Here is a 16,937-nt window from a genome sequence, read left to right as displayed (position 1 = left end):
CGCTGCATTCGGCCGGGTACCGGCTAGGTTGACCTGCGTGACCTCTTTCCTGCGTGCGACGGTAGCGATACTGGTGGCACTCCTGGTCGGCTCACTGACCGTCGGCGTCCCGGCCCGCGCCACCACCGACCAGTGCGCGCCACCAGGCGTGCAGAGCGCCAGCGCCCTGCCCACCAACCTGGCCACCGCCGCCCAAGGCGACGGCACCGACAAGTACACGACACCTGGTACCCAACCGCTTTCGGCGGTGCGTCCGGAGACCTTGGGACTGGGCACGCCTGGCGTGCTGACCGTCGGCACGCTGTCCGACGCCCCGCCGAGCATCTGTATCAACTCCGGCGGCCAGTTCACCGGATTCGACAACGAGCTGCTGCGGGCGATCGCCGAGAAGATCGGCCTGCGCGTCAATTTCGTCGGCACCGATTTCGCCGGGCTGCTGGCGCAGGTCTCGTCCCGCCGGTTCGACGTCGGGTCGTCCTCGATCACCACCACCGACGCCCGGCGCCGGACCGTCGGATTCACCAATGGCTATGACTTCGGCTACTTTTCGCTCGTCGTGCCGACCGGGTCGGCCATCAACGGGTTCGGCGCGCTGAAGGCCGGGCAGCGCATCGGCGTCGTGCAGGGCACCGTGCAGGAGGCCTACGTCGTCGACACCCTGCACCTGGAACCGGTGAAATTCCCGGACTACGCCACGGTGTACGCCAACATCAAGACCCGCCAGATCGACGCCTGGGTGGCGCCGTCGCAGCAGGCCTCCGGCACCGTGCAACCGGGCGATCCGGCCCGGATCGTCGAAAACACCTTCAGCCTCGACAATTTCGTGGCCTACGCGGTCGCCAAAGAGAACAGGCCGCTGATCGACGCGCTCAACGCGGGCCTGGACGCGGTCATCGCCGACGGCACCTGGGCGCGGCTCTATGCCGACTGGGTCCCGCGGGCACTGCCGCCGGGCTGGAAGCCCGGATCAAAAGCCGCACCCGTGCCGCAGCTGCCCGACTTCAACGCCATCGCCGCGTCGCACGCGTCAGCGGCCCCGTCCGCCGGTCCGGCGCCCAAATCGACGCTATCCCAACTGAAAGACGCGTTCGGAGACTGGCGGCTGTACCGGCAGGCCATCCCCGACCTGTTCAAGACCGGCCTGCCGAACACGCTGATCCTGACTGTCAGCGCGAGCGTCATCGGTCTGATCATCGGCATGGCGCTGGCCATCGCCGGTATCTCCCGGTCCCGCTGGTTGCGCTGGCCGGCGCGGGTGTACACCGACATCTTCCGCGGGCTGCCCGAAGTGGTGATCATCCTGGTGATCGGCCTGGGCATCGGGCCGGTGGTGGGTTCGCTGACCGGAAACAACCCGTACCCCTTGGGTATTGCCGCACTGGGACTGATGGCGGGCGCCTACATCGGGGAGATTCTGCGCTCGGGTATCCAGAGTGTGGAGGCCGGCCAGCTCGAGGCCTCGCGCGCGCTGGGCTTCGGCTATCCGGCATCGATGCGCCTGGTGGTCGTGCCACAGGGCGTACGGCGGGTGCTGCCGGCGCTGATGAACCAGTTCATCTCGCTGCTGAAGGCGTCGTCGCTGGTGTACTTCCTCGGGCTGATCGCCAGCCAACGAGAGCTGTTCCAGGTCGGCCGCGACCTCAACGCGCAGACCGGAAACCTGTCTCCCCTGGTTGCCGCCGGGCTGTTCTATCTGGCCCTGACCGTGCCGCTGACCCATCTGGTCAACTACATCGACCGGCGACTGAGCAAGGGCAAGCCCGTCGCTGCCGAGATCGCCACCCAGGAGATCATATGACCACGCCGCAGGCAGTTTCCTTGACCGCCAAGGATATTCACCTGTCGTTCGGCGCCAACACGGTGTTGCGGGGCGTCGACCTGGACGTCCCGGCCGGCACCACGACCGCGGTCATCGGCCCGTCCGGCTCCGGCAAGTCGACGCTGCTGCGTACCCTGAACCGGTTGTACGAACCGGACCGCGGCGACATCCTGCTCGACGGGAAGTCGGTGCTGAAGGACAACCCCGATCAGCTGCGCCAGCGGATCGGGATGGTCTTCCAGCATTTCAATCTCTTCCCGCACCGGACGGTGCTGGAGAACGTCACGCTGGGGCCCCGCAAACTGAAGGGCCTCGACGCCGCCGCGGCCCGCGAACTCGGGCTGCAACTGCTGGACCGCGTGGGGCTCAAGCACAAGGCCGGCGTGCGCCCCGCGACCCTCTCAGGCGGTCAACAGCAACGTGTCGCGATCGCCCGCGCCCTGGCGATGAGCCCCCAGGTGATGTTCTTCGACGAGGCCACCTCGGCGCTGGATCCCGAATTGGTCAAGGGCATCCTGGCGCTCATCAGCGAACTCGGGGCGGACGGCATGACCATGGTCGTGGTCACGCACGAGATGGGTTTCGCCCGGTCAGCGGCAGATTCGGTGGTGTTCATGGACGGCGGCCGGGTGATCGAGACCGGAACGCCCGAGCAGATCTTCGAATCCGCCGATACTCAACGTTTACGTCAATTTCTGGCGCAGGTCGTCTAACTGCGGCCAGTTTCCGGCATACACGTTAGACTATCGAACTATGTCGTCGACGGAGCCGCAGGTGGCGGACCTCGCAGGAGAACTGCAGCAGGTCCTCTCCAAGCTGTTCAACGTGATGCGCCGACGCGTCGAGATCCCGAAGGACGCCGAAGCCGGTGCCGATCTGACGTTGGCGCAGCTGTCCATCCTGCTGACCCTGCTGGACCGCGGACCCATCCGGATGACGGAATTGGCCGCCCACGAACGGGTCCGCACGCCCACCACCACGGTGGCGATCCGCCGCTTGGAGAAGCTGGGACTGGTCAAGCGGTCGCGTGACCCCTCCGATCTGCGCGCCGTGCTGGTGAACGTCACACCGCGCGGACTGGTCCAGCACCGGGAGGCGCTCGAGGCCCGTCGTCAGGTGCTCATCGCGATGATGGCCAAGCTGACGCCCGAGGACATCGACAACATCTCCAAGGCCCTTGCGCCGCTGGAGAAGCTGGCCACCAGCAACGACGACTAGGGCTGTCGGGTCAGCCCAGCCAGTCCAGCACGGCGGCGGCGGTCCACGACTGCTGCATGCTGCCGAGTGGTTCCCCGGTGAAGGGTTCGTAGTATTCGGCGAACGTGCCGTCGCTGGCCTGCCGCAGGCCTTCCCGCCGCAGGATCGACGCGCGCTCGGACCAGCCGCGGCGGGCGAAACACCACGAGAACAGCCACGTCATCACCGGCCACACCGGCCCGCGCCAGTATTCGCGCGGGCGGAAATCGCGCGACACCGGTGACGTCGACGGAATCAGCGGGTACTTGAGGTCCGGGTGTGCGCAGAAGCGCGGGCCCTCGAGCAGACGCAGCAGCGCCCGTTCCCGGTCATGCGGCAGACCGCCGCACAGCAACGGCGCGAACTGCGCCACGGTCTCACTCGCAATCCACTTGCCGGATCGCAGATCGAAGTCCCGTGCCGCGCCGGTGCGCTCGTCGGTGGTCGCCACCACGCCTTGCCGGAACCGCTCGGCCCACGAATAGAGTTCGCGCACATCTGAATTCGGCCGCTTGTAGTCTTCGCCGATCTCCGCCAGGACCGTGCACGCCACCGACAGGATGGCCGAGACGAAAACATCCTCGACCTGGAAGCTCAACACTTTCGGCAGTAGCGCGTCGTCGTACCGGACGGACTTCATCTCCTCCAGCAGCCACAGGTACCGGTCGTACTCGACATCGGACGGCCGCTGGCTGGTGTCGGTGATGATCGCGTTGTCCTCACGCTGATACTCGGGCACCGCACCAGGAATCACGTTGGCGTATGCGCCATCCCACCGGGGCGAGTTGTCCATGCCGGACTCCCAGCCGTGGTACAGCGTCACCCGGCCGTGTTCCTGTGGGTCGCGCGCCTCGGCCAGCCAGCGGTGCCACCGCACCAGGTCGTCCCACCGCCGGTCCAGGAACGCCTCGGCGACCACGCGGGTCGAGCGCCCGCGGGTGCGGGCGTGGTCCAAAATCCGTTGCACCGCAATGGCATGCACGGGCGGCTGGGTGATGCCGGAGGTATCCCGGTTGCGCGGCGCGTTGACCGCCAGAGTCGAGGTCTCCCACCGCGCCGGCCCGGGGAAGTAACCGTCGACGCCGTTGGCGAACACGATGTGCGGGATCATGCCGTTGGCCCACTGAGCCGACAGCAGCGTGTCCAGCTCGACGACGGCACGCTCGACCGTCAGCGACGCCAGGCCGATCGACACGAACGCGGCGTCCCAACTCCACATGTGCGGGTACAGCAACGGCGCGGCCGTCGTCATGACGCCCAGGTCATTACCGCGCAGCAGGTAGGCGGCGCGGGCCGAGAGCTGGGTGGGCGCGAAGCTGTGGTCGGGTGGCATCGCTGTCTATTGTGCGTCGCGGCCCGGGGATTCGCTGATCGGTAGGCTCACGCCATGCCGACCGCAATGATCACCGGCGCTTCGCGGGGCCTCGGAATGGCCATCGCCGAAGCCCTCGCGCCGACCCACACGCTGTTCCTGGCCGGCCGGCCGACGGCCGAACTCGACGCCGTGGCCGAGCGGCTGGGCGCGACGACGTGGCCCATGGACCTCACCGATTACGAGGGCGTCGAGGCGACGGTGGAGCCGATCGTCGAACTCGACGTGCTGGTGCACAACGCCGGCGTGGCATACCCCGGCCGGGTCGGCGAGTCCTCCATCGAGGAATGGCGGGCCACCATGGAAGTGAATGTGCTTGGCGCCGTCGGGCTTACGCTGCCGCTGCTGCCGGCGTTGCGGGCGGCCCGGGGCCAGGTGATCTTCGTCAACTCCGGCGCCGGCCGGAGCCCGTCCCCCGGACTGGCGTCGTACGCCGCCAGCAAGTTCGCGCTGCGGGGTTTCGCCGACGCCCTGCGTGCCGACGAACCGTCGCTGCGGGTGACGACGGTGTACCCCGGCCGGATCGACACCGACATGCAGTGGAACCTGGTCGCCTACGAGGGCGGTGACTACGACCCGGCGCGGTTCCTGAAGCCCTCGACCGTCGCTCAGGTGATCGCCCAGGTGATCGCCACCCCGGAAGACGCCCACCAGCACGAGGTCATCATCCGCCCGCGCTGACGTGTGACCTTGTATTGGAGAGGATGGCCACATGGCCGTAGATCCACAAGTACTCGCCGCGATCGACGGCGCGGTACGTGCCGACCCCGCCAACCGTGCGCTGCGCCTGCACCTCGTCGACCTACTGCTCGACGACCGCCAGCACGCCGCCGCGCTCGGCCACTGCGAAGTCCTGCTCCAGCAGTCACCCGACGATACCGACGCCCTGCAGCGAAAGACCCAGGCGCTCAGCCAATTCGGACTGCCGCCAGCCGATCCGCCCGCGGCTGCGCCGGCCGCACCCGCGGCCGCTCCGCCCGCGACTCCGCCGGCCGCACCCCCTCCCCCATCGCCCGCACCGCCCAGTCCGCCGCACGAGTCCGCGTGGGCCACAACCGAGGACGATGGTGACGATGTCATCTCTGCCAGCGACCTCATCGACATCGTGCGGCCCGAACTGACGCTCGCCGACGTGGCGGGGATGGAGGATGTCAAAGAGCGCCTCCGGATGGGCTTCCTCGAACCCATGCGCAACGAGGAACTGCGCCGGTCATTCGGGCATACGCTGCGGTCGAGCCTGCTCCTGTGGGGACCTCCGGGCTGCGGCAAGACGTTCCTGGCCAAGTCGCTGGCCGGCGAGCTGGGGCTGTACTTCATCCACGTCGGAATTGCCGACATCCTGGACAAATGGCTCGGCAACAGCGAGCGCAACATCAAGAACGTTTTCGACGAGGCCCGGCAGCTACGACCGACCGTATTGTTCATCGACGAGCTGGACGCGCTGGGCCACAAGCGGGCACAGACGTCGAGTTACATCCGGAGCATCGTCAACCAGTTGCTGCTCGAGCTGGACGGCGCAGCCAGCGACAACGAAGGGCTCCTGGTGCTGGGCGCGACCAATCAGGTCTGGGACGTCGACCCCGCGCTGCTGCGCCCCGGGCGCTTCGACCGCAAGGTTCTGGTGCTGCCACCCGACCAACCGGCCCGCCAAGCCATCCTCGCCCATCACCTCCGGCGGAGCCCGACGGGCCCACTCGACCTGGCGCGGATCGCCGCCCGCACCGACGGCTACTCCGGGGCCGACCTTGCCGGATTGTGCCGCCGCGCAGTCGAATTCGCGCTGCACGAGTCGGTGCGGCGGGGCACCACGCAACCGGTGACCCAGAGTCACCTCGATGCCGCGCTCCGCGATACGCCACCCACCACCGGGTCATGGTTCAGCCTGGCCCAGAACTACGTCGCGTTCGCCGAGAACCGCGAAGAGTTCAGCGAACTCGAGCAGTACCTCAACGGCCGGAAGCGGCGCCGATGACCTCGTCCGGCGCCGAGGCCGTCGAGAAGATCCGGATACTGCTCGCGCTCGACCGCAACAGCGAAGCCGAGCAAGCGGCCGTCGAAGCACTGCGCCATGACCCCAACAATCCAATCCTGTTGGGGATGCTCGCCATTGCGATGGAGGCACAGGACTTTTCCACCGACGCCCGAGGCTGGGCCGAACGGTCGCTGGGCATCGACCCCCGCCAGGCCTGGGTACTGTCGGTCCATGCGCGCGCCATCCTCAACGGTGCCGGAACCCCTCAGGAGGCGGTGCAATCAGCTTATGCGGCAGTGCAATTGGACCCGAACGAGGTCAACTACCGGTACACGCTGACCCGCGCCTATCTGAAGGCGAACCAACGGGCGTACGCGCAATCAACGGCCGAGTCCATCCGCGCGGTCGCACCCGCATCACCTCTGGGACCGCTGGCGCAGGCACTCGTCGAGATCGACCGCGTACGTTTCTATCGCCCGAACCCGGTGTGGGCGGTGCTGATAGTGCTGCTGTCCCGGGGCCTCGCGCTGGTCGTGATGGCCATCATCTGGCTGTTCCACTTCGTGCGCCGGCGCGGACCGCTCCGTCGCGCCGACGCCCACCTTCTCGAGGGACTGCGCCTGGACCCCGGCAATCCGCACACCCACGCCGTCGCCGCTGAAGTCGCGCGGATGCGCTTCCGCTATGTGCAATCGGTCGACTCCACACTGGCGCTGGCCGCGATCGACTCCGGCATGGTCGACGCCAACCAACTCGCTCGGGGCATCGCGCGCAGGACGTCGGCGGTGGCGTTTGCCGCGTTCGTGTTCTGGGCGGTGTGGCTGCCGTTCCTCAACGCGGCCGGCCACCACGTCGCAGCCGTCGCCGGCACAGTGCTGGCCGTCATCGGCGGCGCCGGCGTCATGTGGCTCGACCGAGAGCAGACGAAGCGACTACCACCCGGTGTGTTGCGCCTCGTCCGCCGGCGCTGGATCCTGCCCGTGACGCTGCTCGCCATCGCGGCGTTGAGCGGCTTGGCGGGCTTCGCCTCGCTCGGCTTTCCCGGTATCGCAATTCCCAGTCTGACGACCATGGCACTGGCCCTGACCGGCGTGGTCCTTGCGATTCGTGCGCGAATCCCTGGTTAGGCGACGATGTTGACCAGCCGGCCGGGCACCACGATGACCTTCTTGGGTGTGGCCCCGGCGAGGAAGGCCTGCACCTTCTCGTCGGCGAGCGCCGCGGCTTCCAGCGTGGCCTTGTCCGCGTCGGCGGCGACGACGATCTTGCCGCGCACCTTGCCGTTGACCTGCACCGGGTACTCGACGGTGTCGTCGACCAGGTAGCGCTCGTCGGCGACCGGGAACGGGCCGTGCGCCAGCGACTTCTCGCTGCCGAGGCGGCGCCACAATTCCTCGGCCAGGTGCGGCGCGAGCGGCGCGACCATCAGCACCAGCGGCTCGACCGCGGCGCGTGCGGTGACACCCTCCTTGGTGAGGTGGTTGGTGTACTCGATGAGCTTGGCGGCGGCGGTGTTGTTGCGCAGCGCTGCGTAGTCCTCGTTGACCCCGGCGATGGTCTTGTGCAGCTGCTTGAGCGTCTCCTCGGACACCTCGTCATCGGAAACCCTTGGATCGCCGGTGGTTTCGTCGACGACCACCCGCCACACGCGCTGCAGGAACCGGTGCGCACCGACGACGTCCTTGGTGGCCCACGGCCGTGACGCCTCCAGCGGACCCATCGACATCTCGTAGACGCGCAGGGTGTCGGCGCCGTATTCCTCGCAGATCTCGTCGGGCGAGACGGAGTTCTTCAGGCTCTTGCCGATCTTGCCGAACTCCTGGTTGACCTCGATCTCGCCGTCCGGGCCGGTCCAGTAGAACTTGCCCTCGCGCTCAACGACTTCCGCGGCCGGCACGTAGGAACCGCGGGCGTCGGTATAGGCGAACGCCTGGATGTAGCCCTGGTTGACGAGGCGCCGGTACGGTTCGCGCGACGACACGTGGCCGAGGTCGAACAGCACCTTGTGCCAGAACCGCGAATACAGCAGGTGCAGCACCGCGTGCTCCACGCCGCCGACGTAGAGGTCGACGCCACCCGGATCAGCGGCGCCGTGGATCTCGGGCCGCGGGCCCATCCAGTAGGCCTCGTTCTCCTTGGCGCAGAACGCTTCCGAGTTGTGCGGGTCGGCGTAACGCAGTTCGTACCACGAGCTGCCGGCCCACTGCGGCATGACGTTGGTGTCGCGGGTGTAGGACTGCAGCCCGTCACCGAGATCGAGATCGACATGCACCCACTCGGTGGCCTTGTTCAGCGGCGGCGACGGCTCGCTGTCGGCGTTATCGGGATCGAACAGCACCGGCGAGTAATCGGGCACGTCCGGAAGTTCTACGGGCAGCGCCGAATCCGGCAGCGGGTGGGCCCGGCCGTCGGCGTCGTAGACGATCGGGAACGGCTCGCCCCAGTACCGCTGGCGCGCGAAAAGCCAGTCCCTCAGCTTGAATTCGACGCGGGCCTGACCGCGGCCGGCCGCGACCAGCTTCTCGGTGACGGCGGCCTTGGCGTCGGCGACATTCAGGCCGTCGAGGTAGTCGGAGTTCACCACCGCGCCGTCGCCCGTGTACGCGGACTCCGAAAGATCGCCGCCGGCAATTACTTCCACGATGGGCAGGCCGAACGCCGTCGCGAACTCCCAGTCGCGCTGGTCGTGGCCGGGCACCGCCATGATGGCGCCGGTGCCGTACCCGGCGAGGACGTAGTCGGCGATGAAGATCGGAACCTGCTGTCCGTTCACCGGATTGGTGGCGTAGGCACCGGTGAAGACGCCGGTCTTGGTCTTGTTCTCCTGGCGCTCCAGATCGGACTTCGCGGCGACGGCAGCACGGTAAACCGCGACGGCCTCAGCCGGGCTGGCCTCGCCACCGGTCCAACGGGGATCGACGCCGGCTGGCCATGAGGTGGCCAGCAGCGAATCCACCAGATCATGCTCGGGGGCCAACACCAGATAGGTGGCGCCGAACAGGGTGTCCGGGCGGGTGGTGAAGACCTCGATGTCGGCGTCGCCCGCGGAGAACAGCACCTCCGCACCGACGGAGCGGCCGATCCAGTTGCGCTGCATGGCCTTGACCTTGTCCGGCCAGTCCAGCACATCCAGGTCCTCGAGCAGCCGGTCGGAGTACGCGGTGATGCGCATCATCCACTGCCGCAACCGCTTCCGGAACACCGGGAAGTTGCCGCGTTCGCTGCGCCCGTCGGAGGTGACCTCTTCGTTGGCCAGCACGGTGCCCAGGCCCGGGCACCAGTTGACCATCGAATCGGAGCGGTAGACCAGGCGGTACGAGTCGACGACCTCGGCACGCTCGGCGGCCGTCAGCGCCGCCCAGTTCCGGCCGTCGTCGAGAGTCCGTGCGCCGGAATCGAATTCGGCGATCAGCTCGGCAACGGGCCGGGCCTTTTGCTGCGCCGGGTCGAACCAGGCGTTGTAGATCTGCAGGAAGATCCACTGCGTCCACTTGTAGAAGTCGGTGTCGGTGGTGGCGAAGCTGCGGCGCGAGTCATGGCCCAGGCCCAGCCGTCCGAGCTGCCGCTTGAAGTTGACGATGTTGGCCTCGGTCCGGGTGCGCGGGTGCGTGCCCGTCTGGACCGCGTACTGCTCGGCAGGCAGACCGAAAGCGTCGAAGCCCAGGGCATGCAGGACGTTGCGGCCCGTCATGCGGAAGTAGCGGGCGTACACGTCGGTGGCGATGTAGCCGAGCGGGTGCCCGACGTGCAGGCCGTCGCCCGAGGGGTACGGGAACATGTCCTGCACGAACATCTTGTCCGCCGGCACCGGCGAACCGTCGGTGGGTGCGAGCGAGCCGACCGGGTTCGGCACGTGGAAGGTGCCGCGGTCCGTCCACACCTTCTGCCAGTCGGCCTCGATGCGGCCGGCCAGTTCGGCCGTGTAACGGTGCTGCGGGCTGTCGGCGTCGACGGCCGCGGCCGCCTCGGGACGCACGCCTGCCTGCGCATTCGGGGAATCGCTCACGTGCACAGGGTAGTAAACACCCACAGCGCGACCTGCATCACGCCAGCCGATCGGCGTTGGTCTCGGTTCCGTTGCAGTGCGGTCAGAGCACGGTTGCAGGTGCGCGCCGGATCTGGTGGGCACCCCCAACACCTCCCTACAGTCGGCTCCAGTGCAACGCGTGAGACAGAAGTGAAGCGGAAGGACCGACGCCACATGTTCGAGAACGCCCGCCACTGGCGGCTTCTGGCAGGAGGTGTCGCCGCGGGCCTGGCGGGCGTCGTCGGCTTCGCAGGCAACATCGCATCCGCCGAGCCGCTGCCGCCCCAGCCCGTCGTCCCGGCTCCCGCGACGGTGACCCAGACCGTCACCGTGCAAGCCGCTCCGGCGCCGGTGGCTGCCGCGCAACCGGCCGGACCCGCGTTCATCCCCGCCGGCGTGCCCCAGCCGGCCGCCCTTCCCCAGCCGGCCACCCTTCCCCAGCCGGCCACGCTGCCTCAGCCCGCGGTCGCGCAACCGGTCATCGCGCCGGCGCCGGCCCCGGTACCCGCCATCGCCCCGGCGGCCTCGGGCACCATCGCCGAGTTCTTCCGCGCCCACAACGTCGCCATGCAGCGACAGACGGCCCCCGGCTTCACCGCGCTGAACATCGTCCTGCCGGTGCCCCCGGGCTGGGCCGCCGTGCCCGATCCGAACGTGCCCGACGCGTTCGCCGTGATCGCCGACCGCGTCGGCGGCGACGGCCTCTACACCTCGAACGCGGCGCTGCAGGTCTACAAGCTGGTCGGCGACTTCGACCCGCGCGAAGCCATCAGTCACGGCTTCATCGACAGCCAGCAGCAGGTCGCATGGCGGTCCACCGACGGTTCGATGGCTGATTTCTATGGCATGCCGTCGTCGATCATCGAAGGCACGTACCGCGAGAACAACATGACGCTGAACACCTCACGGCGGCACGTCATCGCGACGTCGGGCACCGACCGCTACCTGGTGACGCTGTCGGTGACGACGAGTGCCCAGGTGACCGTCGCGTCCGGCAACGCCACCGACGCCATCGTCAACGGGTTCAAGGTCACCGCGCCCGGTGCGCCGGCCGCGGTCCCCGCACCGGCCGCAGTTCCAGCACCAGCGCCCGCGCCCGCAGCACCGGCTCCCGTCCCGGCTCCGGCCGCACCGATGGTTCCGGCACCCGCCGCCGTCCCGCCGCACGCAGCCGGCGCCGTGCCCCTCACCGCGTCCATCCCTGGTCTGGGCCGCTGACCGGTCGCCGGTTTGGAGCGTCCCCCCGGCCGCCCCTATCCTGAGACGCATGCTGATCGCCGCCGTGCTGTGCCTGTGCGCGGCTGCGGTGACCGCGGGCGTGGGCGCCTGGTCGCTGCGTCGCCCTCATTCAGATGAGACCGTGCCGCGCGTGCTGCGCTCGGTGGCCCCGATCCAGCTGGCGACGGCCGCGATGCTCGCCGCCGGTGGCGCGGTCGCACTCGCCGCCCCACGCGGCACGGGCCTGACGGTGCTCATCGTCTGCGTGCTCGGCGCCGTCGGCACCTTCGCGGCCGGCTGCTATCAGGGCGCCAAGGCCGGGGCCGCCATGATGGCCCTCGACAACGCGCCCGCCGGTGACGGCTGCGCCGGCAGCTGCGCCAGCTGCACGCTGTCCTGCAGCTGAATTCGCCGGTTAGTTCCGGCTCACATCGATCGGGTGCGTCGCCAGCATCGCCATGGGCATCGGCTGACGCCGTAGCACCCGCGACCACAGATCCACCCGCGGTTCCACGAGGACGTCGGACGGCAGCGCCGACAGCACGATCCAGTCGTCGCGCTCGATTTCACCGTCGAGCTGACCCACCGACCACCCGGAGTAGCCGGCGTAGATCCGCACGCCCTCGACCGCGTCTTCGATGTCCTCGGGATCGGCATCCAGATCCACCATCGCGATGCGGCCCTGCACATGCCGCAACCCGGGTACCGACGCGGCGTCGACGCCGACCTTCATGGTCGCCAGGCACAGCGCGGAATCGCGCTTCACCGGACCGCCGATGAACATCGATTTGGGTTTCTTGGCGAGCTTGGCCCACTGCGGCAGCACGTTGTAGACGGCGGTCTCGCTGGGCCGGTTCAGGACGACGCCGAGGGTGCCACCGGAGTTGTGCTCGACGATGTAGATGACGCTGCGGCGGAAGGTCGGCTCCAGCAGATCGGTGTTGGCGAGCAGCAGCGTCCCCGCACGAATCCCATGCGAGGCGGGAGCGAAATCACGGTAATCCTCCGGTTCCTCTGACTGCGCCACGCCCTCCATCATGGCACTTGAGGACCGTCGCCGTGACCAACGCACACGGCCCGCCGGGATATTTGTACTGTGGAGCGGGTCGCTTCAATCACGCCCGGCACTCTCAAATCAGGACACGAACATCCCAGTGACCGACCGCCGTCCCCACCACGTCGTCCTGCATGCGGTGCAGGCCCTGCCGGACTTCCGCCGGCTGCTGGAACTGCGCGCGGTCAGCCAGTTCGGTGACGGACTTTTCCAGGCCGGTCTGGTGGGCGGCCTGCTCTTCAGTCCGGAACGGCAGGCCACCCCGCTGGCCATCGCCGGCGCCTTCGCCGCGCTGTACCTGCCGTACTCGCTGTTGGGTCCGTTCGCCGGCGCGTTGCTCGACCGCTGGGATCGCCGACAGGTGCTCATCGCCGCCAACCTCGGCCGGCTGCTGGTGATGGTCTGCGTCGGCGCGCTGCTGGCCACCGCCGCGACCGACCAATGGATCCTGTTCAGCGCCTTGATCGTCAACGGCTTCACCCGCTTCGTCTCTTCCGGGCTGTCGGCCGCGCTGCCGCACGTCGTACCCACCGAACAAGTCGTGTCGATGAACTCGGTGGCCACCGCGTGCGGAGCCGTCTCGGCGTTCGTCGGCGCCAACGTGATGCTGCTGCCGCGCTGGCTGCTGGGCGCGGGCGACACCAGCTCGGCCGTGGTGATCTGGTTGGCGGCCGTGGCCGTCGCCATGGCGCTGTGGCTGTCGGTGCGCTTCCACCGCCACCTCCTGGGACCCGACGACAGCGCCCGCGCGGTCCACGGTTCGGTCATCTACGCCGTGGTCACCGGCTGGGTCTACGGACTCCGGTCGGTGGCCAACGTGCCGACCGTGACGGCCACCCTGACCGGTCTGGCGGCCCACCGGATGGTGTTCGGCATCAACACCCTCATGGTGCTGGTGATCGTCCGGCACGGCGGCGGCGAACACGTCGCGGGGTTCGCGGTGACCGTCGTGTTCGTGGCCGCCGCCGGTCTCGGGTCGTTCCTGGGCAACGTCGTCATGCCGGCCGCGGTCCGACACTGGGGCCGCTACGCCACGGCCAACGGCTCCCTCGCCATCGCGGCGGTGGTTCAGCTCGCCGGCGTCGGCCTGCAGATTCCGGTACTGATCGCCTGCAGCCTCGTGCTGGGCACGGCCGGGCAGGTGGTCAAGCTGTGCGCGGACTCGGCGATGCAGCTCGACGTCGACGACGCCCTGCGCGGGCACGTGTTCGCGGTCCAGGACGCACTGTTCTGGATGGCGTTCATCGTCGCGATCACGGCGTCGGCGGCCGTGATCCCGGACGACGGCAAGTCGTCGGCGCTCATGGCCGCCGGCGCCGTCGTCTACCTCGTGGGCCTGGCCCTACACGCGACGCTGGGCAAGCGCAGCAGAACCAGCGGTACCGTCTAGGGTGCTGCCATGGCCCCCAATGCTGCTGCCGGCGTGATCGCCGATCTGCGTGCCGAGAGTGACGACCTGGACCGCCTCGTCGCTGACCTGCCGCCCGCCGGGTGGGCCACCGCGACCCCGGCCGAAGGCTGGACCATCGCCCATCAGATCGCGCACCTGTGGTGGACCGACAAGGTGTCGGTGCTGGCGGTGACCGACGAGGAGGCCTTCGCCGCGACGCTCGCCGAGGCGTGGAAGAACCCGCTCGGCTTCGTCGACGTGGCGGCCGAAGAACTCGCACAGACCCCGCCGGCGGAGATGCTGGCGCAGTGGCGCGCCACCCGGAACACGTTGCACGACGCGCTGGAAGGCGTCGCCGACGGCCGCAAGCTGCCCTGGTTCGGCCCACCGATGAGTGCCGCGTCGATGGCGAGCGCCCGGCTGATGGAGACCTGGGCGCACGGCGCCGACGTCGCCGACACGCTCGGAGTCCGGCGCGAGCCGACGGCCCGGCTCAAGTCGATCGCGCACATCGGGGTTCGCACAAGGGATTTCGCGTTCACGCTGCACGAGCTGACCCCGCCGACCGACGTGTTTCACGTGGAACTTTCCGCGCCCGACGGGTCCGTCTGGACCTGGGGTCCGGACGACGCGGCACAGCGGGTCACCGGCTCGGCCGAGGACTTCTGTCTCCTGGTCACCCAGCGGCGGCCGCTGCGCGAACTCGACGTCACGGCCGTCGGCGACGACGCCCAGAAGTGGCTGACCATCGCCCAGGCCTTCGCCGGACCACCCGGGGCGGGCCGGGGCTGACCGCCGGCGTTGGGTGGCCGAGAAGGACCAAATGGTCGTTGATCCGAGCCGAATCGCAGCCATGTGGTCCCTCTCGAGCAGTTGGTGCTCCGCTGCGGGCGACCTAACCGCGCACCACGCCGCCCGCCGCGTCGGCCGTGCCGTCGCCATCTGAGTCCGACAGCCGCACATCCCACCGCCCGTCGCCGTCGGTGTCCGCGTAGGCCACCGGCCCGGCCAGCACCCGGTCGGCGAGTCCGTTGCCGTCAGTGTCGATCAGCCGGTCGTCGGCCGCGCCGTCACCGTCGAAGTCGACGACCACAGCCCCGCTCTGCTCGGTGCCATCCAAGCCGAACCACCGCAGCCCCGCGCCGACGGCCCAGGTGCCCGACCCGTCGTCTGTGAGGGTGCGCCGAGCCGCGATGTCCTCGACGTCGATGACCGCGTGGTCCGCCCGGCCGTCGCCGTCGAAGTCCGCCAGCGCGTCGTCGAACAAGCCGTCGCCGTCCACATCCAGCCGCACGCCGTCCAGCGTGCCGTCGCCGTCAGCGTCCACCGCCGGCTCCCCCGGCCACCACGACGCCGACCCGTCCCCGTCACTCAGGCAATAGTCCATACCTGAATGGACGTTTGGTCAGGCGCGCTCGTTCCACCATTTCTGCAATTCGGCGACGGCCTCGTCGTGCGACAGCGGGCCGCGGTCCAGCCGGAGCTCCTTGAGGAACCGCCAGGCCTCGCCGACCTGTGGCCCGGCCGGGATGCCGAGCAGCGTCATGATCTCGTTGCCGTCGAGGTCCGGGCGCACCCGCGCCAGATCCTCCTGCGCGGCCAGCTCCTCGATCCGCCGCTCCAGACCGTCGTAGTTGGCCTGCAGCCGCGCCGCGCGCCGACGGTTGCGGGTGGTGCAGTCGGCGCGCACCAGCTTGTGCAGCCGGCTCAGCAGGGGCCCGGCGTCGGTGACGTACCGCCGCACCGCCGAGTCCGTCCACTTGCCGCTGCCCTTGTCGTCGGCGTAGCCGTGGAACCGCAGGTGCAGATACACCAGCTGCGAGACGTCGTCGACCATCTGCTTGGAGTACTTCAGCGCGCGCATGCGTCTGCGCGTCATCTTGGCGCCGACCACCTCGTGGTGGTGGAAGCTGACGCCGCCGTCGGGCTCATGGCGGCGGGTGTCGGGCTTACCGATGTCATGCAGCAGCGCGGCCCAGCGCAACACGAGATCGGGGCCCTCGTCCTCGAGGTCGATCGCCTGCCGCAGCACCGTCAGCGAGTGGTGGTAGACGTCCTTGTGCTGGTGGTGTTCGTCGATCGCCATCCGCATGGCGCCGACCTCGGGCAGCACGACGTCGCCCAGCCCGGTCTGCACCATGAGGTCCACGCCGGCCATGGGGTCGGCGCCGAGCATCAGCTTGTCCAGCTCCGCAGCGACCCGCTCGGCGGTGATCCGGCCCAGCTGCGGCGCCATCTCGATCAGGGCCTCCAGCACACGCGGCGCCACCGAGAACCCCAACTGCGAGACGAAGCGGGCCGCCCGCAACATCCGCAGCGGGTCGTCACCGAAGGACACCTGCGGCGCCGACGGGGTGTCGAGCACCTTGTCGGCCAGGGCGGCGAGGCCGCCCAGCGGATCGTGGAATTCTCCGATGCCGCCAGGCAGGTCGGGGTTGATCCGGACTGCCATCGCGTTCACGGTGAAGTCCCGGCGCACCAGGTCGTCCTCGAGCCGGTCGCCGAACACCACCTCGGGATTGCGGGACACCTGGTCGTAGCTGTCGGCTCGGAAGGTGGTGATCTCGATGCGCTGCCCGTACTTGGCCGCGCCGATGGTCCCGAATTCGATCCCGGTGTCCCACAAGGCTTCTGCCCAGCCGCGCAGCATTTTCTGCAACTCGGCCGGACGGGCGTCGGTGGTGAAATCCAGGTCGTTCAGGTCGCGGCCCAGCAGCGCGTCGCGCACACTGCCACCCACCAGATACAGGTCATGGCCGGCCGCGGAGAACACCCGCCCCAGGTCTACGAGCAAACCCGCATGCTTGTTCAGTGCGACCGCGGCAGCGGTCAGCAGTATCGCCGGGTCG

General features: G+C 68.9%; 15 protein-coding genes. 10 read left to right on the top strand and 5 right to left on the bottom strand.

All coding sequences use genetic code 11. The features are described 5' to 3' along the window. Nucleotides 1–49 precede the first annotated feature (49 nt). The 3 genes from QRN63_RS08095 to QRN63_RS08085 are packed head-to-tail and all read left to right on the top strand — an operon-like array spanning nt 50 to nt 3,037. Complete coding sequence (locus QRN63_RS08095) at nt 50–1,798, top strand: ABC transporter substrate-binding protein/permease (protein WP_502888102.1); 1,749 nt, start codon at nt 50–52, stop codon at nt 1,796–1,798. Next, nucleotides 1,795–2,532 (top strand): amino acid ABC transporter ATP-binding protein, encoded by a 738-nt coding sequence (locus QRN63_RS08090; protein ID WP_285030342.1) that lies wholly within the window; start codon nt 1,795–1,797, stop codon nt 2,530–2,532. The genes QRN63_RS08095 and QRN63_RS08090 overlap by 4 nt, the downstream gene beginning before the upstream one ends. A gap of 40 nt (nt 2,533–2,572) precedes the next feature. Beyond that, a complete protein-coding gene (locus QRN63_RS08085) occupies nt 2,573–3,037 on the top strand; it encodes a MarR family winged helix-turn-helix transcriptional regulator (RefSeq protein WP_267319916.1) in 465 nt (154 codons plus the stop codon). A gap of 10 nt (nt 3,038–3,047) precedes the next feature. Here QRN63_RS08085 and ggh read toward each other — a convergent pair whose 3' ends face one another. Next, nucleotides 3,048–4,388: a glucosylglycerate hydrolase gene (gene ggh / locus QRN63_RS08080; RefSeq protein ID WP_267319917.1), complete on the bottom strand. Its 1,341-nt coding sequence runs from the start codon at nt 4,386–4,388 to the stop codon at nt 3,048–3,050. A 54-nt stretch (nt 4,389–4,442) separates the two neighbouring features. Here ggh and QRN63_RS08075 point away from each other — a divergent pair, with 54 nt between their 5' ends. From QRN63_RS08075 to QRN63_RS08065, 3 genes are read left to right on the top strand one after another with little or no spacing between them, the layout of a single operon-like run. Next, on the top strand, nt 4,443–5,108 hold the full coding sequence (locus QRN63_RS08075) for an SDR family oxidoreductase (protein ID WP_285030339.1): 666 nt from the start codon (nt 4,443–4,445) through the stop codon (nt 5,106–5,108). A 31-nt stretch (nt 5,109–5,139) separates the two neighbouring features. Continuing rightward, nucleotides 5,140–6,399 (top strand): ATP-binding protein, encoded by a 1,260-nt coding sequence (locus tag QRN63_RS08070; RefSeq protein WP_285030337.1) that lies wholly within the window; start codon nt 5,140–5,142, stop codon nt 6,397–6,399. Then, nucleotides 6,396–7,526, top strand: a complete 1,131-nt coding sequence (locus QRN63_RS08065; protein WP_285030335.1) for a hypothetical protein — start codon at nt 6,396–6,398, stop codon at nt 7,524–7,526. The genes QRN63_RS08070 and QRN63_RS08065 overlap by 4 nt, the downstream gene beginning before the upstream one ends. On the opposite strand, the gene leuS is transcribed toward QRN63_RS08065, so the two are convergent. After that, nucleotides 7,523–10,375: a leucine--tRNA ligase gene (gene leuS, locus QRN63_RS08060; protein ID WP_285030559.1), complete on the bottom strand. Its 2,853-nt coding sequence runs from the start codon at nt 10,373–10,375 to the stop codon at nt 7,523–7,525. The genes QRN63_RS08065 and leuS overlap by 4 nt on opposite strands. A 225-nt stretch (nt 10,376–10,600) precedes the next feature. Between leuS and QRN63_RS08055 the strand changes: the two genes are divergently transcribed. Both QRN63_RS08055 and QRN63_RS08050 read left to right on the top strand, forming a co-directional pair. Beyond that, nucleotides 10,601–11,644, top strand: a complete 1,044-nt coding sequence (locus tag QRN63_RS08055; protein ID WP_285030333.1) for an LpqN/LpqT family lipoprotein — start codon at nt 10,601–10,603, stop codon at nt 11,642–11,644. Nucleotides 11,645–11,693: 49 nt separating this feature from the next. Next, entirely contained in the window at nt 11,694–12,050 is a 357-nt protein-coding gene (locus QRN63_RS08050; protein WP_267319922.1) for a hypothetical protein, read from the top strand. Nucleotides 12,051–12,059: 9 nt separating this feature from the next. On the opposite strand, the gene QRN63_RS08045 is transcribed toward QRN63_RS08050, so the two are convergent. Continuing rightward, nucleotides 12,060–12,671, bottom strand: a complete 612-nt coding sequence (locus QRN63_RS08045; protein WP_267319923.1) for a YqgE/AlgH family protein — start codon at nt 12,669–12,671, stop codon at nt 12,060–12,062. 127 nt (nt 12,672–12,798) lie between these two features. Here QRN63_RS08045 and QRN63_RS08040 point away from each other — a divergent pair, with 127 nt between their 5' ends. Next, entirely contained in the window at nt 12,799–14,088 is a 1,290-nt protein-coding gene (locus QRN63_RS08040) for an MFS transporter (RefSeq protein ID WP_267319924.1), read from the top strand. 9 nt (nt 14,089–14,097) lie between these two features. Further along, the gene (locus tag QRN63_RS08035) at nt 14,098–14,880 is read left to right on the top strand and encodes a TIGR03084 family metal-binding protein (protein WP_285030330.1); all 783 of its coding nucleotides are present in this window, start codon (nt 14,098–14,100) and stop codon (nt 14,878–14,880) included. A 103-nt stretch (nt 14,881–14,983) separates the two neighbouring features. Here the strand turns inward: QRN63_RS08035 and QRN63_RS08030 are convergent, their stop codons facing one another. Continuing rightward, entirely contained in the window at nt 14,984–15,475 is a 492-nt protein-coding gene (locus tag QRN63_RS08030) for a pullulanase (protein WP_285030329.1), read from the bottom strand. Between the two features lie 18 nt (nt 15,476–15,493). Next, nucleotides 15,494–16,927: a CCA tRNA nucleotidyltransferase gene (locus tag QRN63_RS08025; protein ID WP_285030558.1), complete on the bottom strand. Its 1,434-nt coding sequence runs from the start codon at nt 16,925–16,927 to the stop codon at nt 15,494–15,496. Between the last annotated feature and the right edge of the window lie 10 nt (nt 16,928–16,937).

The sequence above is a fragment of the Mycolicibacterium sp. lyk4-40-TYG-92 genome (genome assembly GCF_030209435.1).
Taxonomy (GTDB): Bacteria; Actinomycetota; Actinomycetes; order Mycobacteriales; family Mycobacteriaceae; genus Mycobacterium.
The sequence above is the reverse complement of the archived record's forward strand: the minus strand, read 5'-3'. Positions and strand labels throughout refer to the sequence as shown.

Coding starts and splice junctions, on each gene's coding strand:
- QRN63_RS08090 (WP_285030342.1), top strand. CDS start 1,795: ATGACCACGCCGCAGGCAGTTTCCTTGACCGCCAAGGATATTCACCTG.
- QRN63_RS08085 (WP_267319916.1), top strand. CDS start 2,573: ATGTCGTCGACGGAGCCGCAGGTGGCGGACCTCGCAGGAGAACTGCAG.
- ggh (WP_267319917.1), bottom strand. CDS start 4,388: ATGCCACCCGACCACAGCTTCGCGCCCACCCAGCTCTCGGCCCGCGCC.
- QRN63_RS08075 (WP_285030339.1), top strand. CDS start 4,443: ATGCCGACCGCAATGATCACCGGCGCTTCGCGGGGCCTCGGAATGGCC.
- QRN63_RS08070 (WP_285030337.1), top strand. CDS start 5,140: ATGGCCGTAGATCCACAAGTACTCGCCGCGATCGACGGCGCGGTACGT.
- QRN63_RS08065 (WP_285030335.1), top strand. CDS start 6,396: ATGACCTCGTCCGGCGCCGAGGCCGTCGAGAAGATCCGGATACTGCTC.
- QRN63_RS08055 (WP_285030333.1), top strand. CDS start 10,601: ATGTTCGAGAACGCCCGCCACTGGCGGCTTCTGGCAGGAGGTGTCGCC.
- QRN63_RS08050 (WP_267319922.1), top strand. CDS start 11,694: ATGCTGATCGCCGCCGTGCTGTGCCTGTGCGCGGCTGCGGTGACCGCG.
- QRN63_RS08035 (WP_285030330.1), top strand. CDS start 14,098: ATGGCCCCCAATGCTGCTGCCGGCGTGATCGCCGATCTGCGTGCCGAG.
- QRN63_RS08030 (WP_285030329.1), bottom strand. CDS start 15,475: ATGGACTATTGCCTGAGTGACGGGGACGGGTCGGCGTCGTGGTGGCCG.